Annotated in this window: 4 protein-coding genes; 1 reads left to right on the plus strand and 3 read right to left on the minus strand. The window is 63.9% G+C overall.

The window, feature by feature from the left end; translation table 11 throughout:
* From ACGLHR_RS50655 to ACGLHR_RS50665, 3 genes are all read right to left on the minus strand, one after another.
* Positions 1-983 (minus strand): sulfatase-like hydrolase/transferase (locus tag ACGLHR_RS50655; RefSeq protein ID WP_400103546.1); only part of this gene is annotated, 983 nt, incomplete at its 3' end.
* Positions 868-1,650: a sulfatase-like hydrolase/transferase gene (locus ACGLHR_RS50660; protein ID WP_400103548.1), complete on the minus strand. Its 783-nt coding sequence runs from the start codon at positions 1,648-1,650 to the stop codon at positions 868-870. The genes ACGLHR_RS50655 and ACGLHR_RS50660, both read right to left, overlap by 116 nt.
* A 249-nt stretch (positions 1,651-1,899) precedes the next feature.
* On the minus strand, positions 1,900-2,640 hold the full coding sequence (locus ACGLHR_RS50665) for an SDR family NAD(P)-dependent oxidoreductase (RefSeq protein WP_400103550.1): 741 nt from the start codon (positions 2,638-2,640) through the stop codon (positions 1,900-1,902).
* A gap of 236 nt (positions 2,641-2,876) precedes the next feature.
* On the opposite strand from ACGLHR_RS50665, the gene ACGLHR_RS50670 reads away from it, so the two are divergent.
* Complete coding sequence (locus ACGLHR_RS50670; RefSeq protein ID WP_400103552.1) at positions 2,877-4,637, plus strand: acetate--CoA ligase family protein; 1,761 nt, start codon at positions 2,877-2,879, stop codon at positions 4,635-4,637.
* Positions 4,638-4,671: the final 34 nt, after the last annotated feature.

Consider the following 4,671-nt stretch of genomic DNA (forward strand, 5'->3'; position numbering starts at 1 on the left):
GGGAAGGCCCCCGCGGTGATGAACTTGCGCACGGTTCGATGGTCGATTGAGAGCTCGCGCCCGATTCCTTTCATCGTACCGCCCAGGGCGCGTAGCGCCATCACCCGGTCGTACAGCGCCAGCCGCGTGGCGCGTCGCTGATCGCTCAGGCGCTGCCATGACCGCAGTGAGGTGCGGCTCAGCAACCCCTGCCGGCCCAGGGTCACGCCACCGACCTCGACTTGCTGCGCGGCTTGGCGCAGTTGCGGCCCGAGTCGGTACAGCAGCCTTTCGACGTTGTCGCGCAGGTTGCACACCTGCTTTGAGCCAAACGATGGAAAGTCGATAAATGCCGGTCGAGAGGGCGCCGCAAACTTGCGGCTGCCGATATCGTCGATATGCCTGACCATATCTTGCCATTTCATCGGTACCTTGCTGTACGCCGCAATCTCGTTGAGCGCGCCTTCAAGCCCGCCTTCCGCCGATGCACCGTTGTCGCCGGCAACGTAGAAGATCAGCGTATTGTCGCCATCCGGGCGCTTCTGAATGACATCGACCACACGCCCCATCTCAAGATCAACATGCGCGCCGAACGCTGCGAATACTTCCATCATGCGCGCATACAGTCGCTTCTGGTCCGGCTGCAGCGTGTCCCACGCGGGAATGCCGGGCGGCCGCGGCGTTAGCTTGGTATCGGCCGGCACCACGCCAAGGCGCTTCTGGCGAGCCAGGGTTTCTTCGCGGTAGACGTCCCAGCCGGTATCGAATTTTCCTTTGAATTTGTCGATCCACTCCTTGGGGACATGGTGCGGCGAGTGCGTTGCGCCAGGCGCCAAGTAAAGGAAGTACGGCCGATCGGGGTCGAGTGCATTGACCTGTTCGACCCAGCTAATGGCGTGGTCGGCAAGATCGACGCTCAAGTGATAGTTGGGATCCTTGGATGGCGGGACGGCGGACGTATTCTCGAACAGGGCGGGCTCCCACTGGCTGGTGTTGCCACCCATGAAGCCATAGAAATACTGGAATCCCAGCAAGGTTGGCCAGTGATCGAAGGGACCGCCGGGGTTCTGCTCCCCAATTCGGGGTATTGTGGTTCTTTCCCACCCAGCCCGTTGCGTAGCCATTCTGGCGAAGGACTTCGGCAACGGTGGCCGTGCTTCTGGGAATGATGCCCGTATAGCCATCGTAGCCGGCCGTCAGTTCGCTGATGACCCCAAAGCCTGCGGAATGATGATTACGTCCCGTCAAGAGCGCGGCGCGCGTAGGTGAGCACAGCGCGGTCGGTTCCATGCGGTTGTAGCGCAATCCGCTTGCGGAGAGCTTGTCCATCGTGGGCGAAGGCGTGGCGCCGCCGAATGTACTGAACTGGCCAAAGCCGACATCGTCAAGCATGATGATCACGACGTTCGGCGCACCCTTGGGAGGCCGGGGCGGCTGCGGGAATCGTGGCGGGTCGGATTCCTTGAACGTCCGGCCCACATCCCCCGGAAACTGGGGCTCAGCCAATGGGAGAACGACGGGAGCCGTCGGCGTGATCCCGGCGGGCGTACTGACGACTGGGCCGCCAATTGCGCTCGCCGCTGCCGTCGGTAACGGGGTCGTCAGCGCAGCAAGGAGGAGGCTGGGCAATGCGAGCCAGCCGGACAGCTTCCAGGACCTGTTTAGCGTCATTTCTCAAGACTCCGTTCGGCTGCGATGTTGTGACATCAAGCGACTGCTCTTGATGGCGCTGATTGCCTGCAGCGGGAAAATGCTTCCACGAAGCCTACGGCGCCCTGCAAGATAGCCAGCCTCGCACGTTGCGATGGTGGCATGCCCGGGCATATCGGTGTATTGAAAAAGCGTGCTCCGGTGATTTAACTATTTTTGCTTTGGCGCTGCGGGCCAGGCCTGCTGGCGGTAGCCCCCCCGCTGGGATTGTCAGCCGGCGCGCCGCATCAAGCTGAAACTCTGCGCGGTCGGCCCAGCATCGCCCTGTCCGGCCAGGAACAGCGCCAGCGGCACCACATCTTCCGGATCCTTGACCCACTCCCCGGCCGGCGCGAACTTCTCGCCGAAGCCCGTCATCTCGGTGCGTACCGGTCCCGGGATCAACTCGTTCACGCTGATGTTGGAGTCCAGCAGTTCCACGGCCAGGGTCTGCGTCAGCATCCACATGCCCAGCTTGGCGCTGGCGTAGGACGACATGCCGGGATTGGGCCGGTGGCGCGAGCCGGAGCCAGTGAAGATCATCTTGCCGGCGCCGCGCCGCCGCAGATGCGGAAGGGCCGCGCGCGCTGTATGGAAGGCGCCAATGAGGTTGACCTCGACGGTTTGTCGCCAGAGTTCGGGATCGCAGTGTTCGACCTTGCGGCTCTGCATCGAAACGCCGGCGTTCGCCACCACGATGTCCACCCCGCCGAACAGGGTAAAGCTGGTCGCGAACAGGGCTTCCATGGCAGCGTAGTCGCACACGTCCGCCGTTACTGCTGCCGCCTTGCCACCGGCGGCTTCGATCTGATGCACGGTGTCCTGAATTTCATTGGTTGTGCGCGCACTGCACACCACCGCCGCGCCAGACCGGGCGTAAGCCATCGCAATGGCACGACCGATGCCGCGCCCCGCGCCGGTGATGACGGCAACCTTGCCATGCAGGTCTGCGTGCGCCTGGGAATTGTTCATCTGGGCTCCTATAGCTCGGCGAATTGGGATAGTCGGACAAACATAGATGATGCTTAACCCAATCGGTTTGATAATTTCGATATGCGAAACACCGCTCGACATCCGCGGCTATCAACGCTTGATCGGGACAACGCACGCAGATTCGCTATGCGAAATCTTGCACGGATGCGCGCACACGCAGCGCTAGGCTGTAGGCCACCCAGGGCCAACCTGGCGCCCTCCGAAGGAGCGAACCCATGTTTGATCATGCCAGCCTTGACCGGATGTTCCGGCCCCGCAGCATCGCCCTGATCGGCGCTTCCACCAATCCCGACAAGATTGGCGGTGTGCCGCTCGCTCTCCTGCTGAAATACGAGTACGACGGCAAGCTGTATCCGGTCAATCCGAACGCCGCCGAGGTGCAAGGCGTACCCGCGTACCCGAGCGTGGCTGCGATTGGGGCGCCAGCTGACCTGGCCATCGTGGCGGTGCCGATGGCACTAGCCGAACAGGCTGTCAAAGATGCGGCTGAGGCCGGGGTGTGCAGCGTGGTGCTGTTTACATCCGGCTACGCGGAAGTCGGCGAGACTGGCCGCGCCGCGCAGGCGCGCCTGGCCGCGTTGGCACGCACGCGCGGCGTTCGCATTCTGGGCCCCAATTGCCTGGGCTTCATGAACACCCGTGATCAGGTCTATGCCACCTTCTCGCCAGCGCCCCATGCTGCTCGTGCCCGTCCCGGCGCGGTTGGCATCGTGTCACAAAGCGGCGCCTTCGGCATTTACGCCTACGCCATGGCACGGGAGCGGGATATCGGCCTTTCCTATTGGATCAGCACCGGTAACGAATGCGATATCGAGTTTGCCGACGCGGTCGCGTGGCTGGCCCGCGATCCCGATACCCGGGTGATCATGGGCTATGTAGAAGGCTGCCGCGATGGCGCCAAGCTCAAGGCCGCTTTATCCCTGGCACGCGACGCGGGCAAACCGGTGATCGTGACGAAGGTCGGGCGTACCGCGTCCGGCGCGGCCGCAGCCGCATCCCATACCGCGGCGCTGGCCGGTGACGATGCCGTCTTCGACGCGCTGCTGCGCCAGTACGGCGCCATTCGCACGCGTACGCTTGACGAATTCTTCAACGTGGGCTACGCGCTAAGCGGCCCCGTGCGTCCCGCGAACAACGCCTTGGGCATCATGACGTTGTCGGGCGGCGTGGGTGCGCTGATGGCCGACGACGCCGCTGACGCGGCCCTGGAGCTCGTGCCGATGCCGGCCGGCGCACAAGCCGCGATCATGGCACGCGTGCCATTTGCCACGCCACGCAACTCCGTCGATATCACCGGCCAGGTAACCTCCGAGCCGGAACTGATGACGTTTGCCGCCCGTACCATGCTGGACAGCGGGGGCTACGGCAGCTTGCTGGCATTCCTGGCGGCGGCGGGCACCTCCGCTACTTTCTGGCCCCACCTGCTCGCATTCGCCAAGACCATACGCGCCGAGTATCCCGATACGCCGCTGGCCCTATGCTCGCTATTCACGCCAGAGCGGCGCCGCGCGCTGGAAGCGCTGGGCTGCCTGGTGTTCGCGGACCCGAGCGCCGCAGTCCGCGCGCTGAAGTGCCTGGGCGACACCGTGGCGATAGCCCGCCCCGCTTGCGACCCGGGCTTGAGCCCGAATGCGGAGAATCCCGTTGTTGCCACGATCGAGGCTGGCGTGTTGGATGAACCTGCCGGCCTGGCCTTGCTGCGCTCTGCCGGCGTCCCGGTGGTGGCGCACCAGCGTGTGGCCAGCCAAGATGAAGCAGTAGCCGCGGCAGCGGCTTTTGGCTACCCGGTGGTGATGAAATTGGTCTCTGCCGACATCACCCACAAGAGCGACATTGGCGGCGTACGTCTGCACCTGCAGGATGCCGGTGCGGTCCGGGCCGCCTACCGCGAGATCCTGGAGGAGGCGGCGCGCCATGCACCTGCGGCTAGGCTCAATACTGTTCACTTCACAACCACTTTGGGGACGATCCGCTGATTCAGCGGCTCGGATCGCCGCCGGATTCGGAAAT

The sequence above is a fragment of the Cupriavidus sp. CuC1 genome (genome assembly GCF_044627735.1).
Taxonomy (GTDB): Bacteria; Pseudomonadota; Gammaproteobacteria; order Burkholderiales; family Burkholderiaceae; genus Cupriavidus; species Cupriavidus ulmosensis.